1 protein-coding gene is annotated in these 658 nt (G+C 72.3%); it reads left to right on the top strand.

The genetic code is table 11. The features are described 5' to 3' along the window. Positions 1-30 precede the first annotated feature (30 nt). Positions 31-658 (top strand): DUF1080 domain-containing protein (locus GSF22_RS34050; protein ID WP_244454632.1); only part of this gene is annotated, 628 nt, incomplete at its 3' end.

Below are 658 nucleotides of genomic sequence, written 5' to 3'. Positions count from 1 at the left end.
CCTCCCCACCCGTCCCGGAGGCAACCCGACATGTCCCGCAAAGCCGGCCGGCTCGGCCTGCTCGCCGCCACCAGCGCCACGCTGGTCGTCGCGGTACTCGGCCTGACCGGTACCGCGTCCGCCGCCACCCTGTTCATCGACGACTTCTCCGACGGCAACCATTCCGGCTGGTCCCAGTCGGGTGGTACCTGGTCGGTGGTGACCGACGACAGTCAGGTCCTGCACCAGGCCAAGGCGGACACCGACAACGCCCGGCTCTTCGCCGGCAGTTCGTCGTGGACCGACTACGCCGTACAGGCCCGGGTCAAGCCGCTCACCCTGCCGGCGGACGGCGCGGTGGGCCTGCTCGCCCGCGCCTCGGGCTCGACCACCTTCCACCGCCTGGTCCTGCTCCCCGGTGACCAGGTCCGGCTGGAGGCAGTGAAGAGCGGCGCGTCCACCGTTCTCGGCACCGCGTCCCGCACCGTCGGCACCGGCACCTGGTACACCCTGAAGATCGAGGTGGCCGGCAACACGGTCCGGGGCTACGTCGACGGCACCCTGATCGGCTCCGGCACCAGCACGGTCAGCGCCGCCGGCCGGATCGGCGTGCAGACCCGGTACGCCACCGCCCGGTACGACGACGTCACCGTGACCACCGGCGGCACCACCCCCACCC

Source organism: Micromonospora echinofusca, from assembly GCF_017614955.1.
Taxonomy (GTDB): Bacteria; Actinomycetota; Actinomycetes; order Mycobacteriales; family Micromonosporaceae; genus Micromonospora; species Micromonospora echinofusca_A.
The sequence above is the reverse complement of the archived record's forward strand: the minus strand, read 5'-3'. Positions and strand labels throughout refer to the sequence as shown.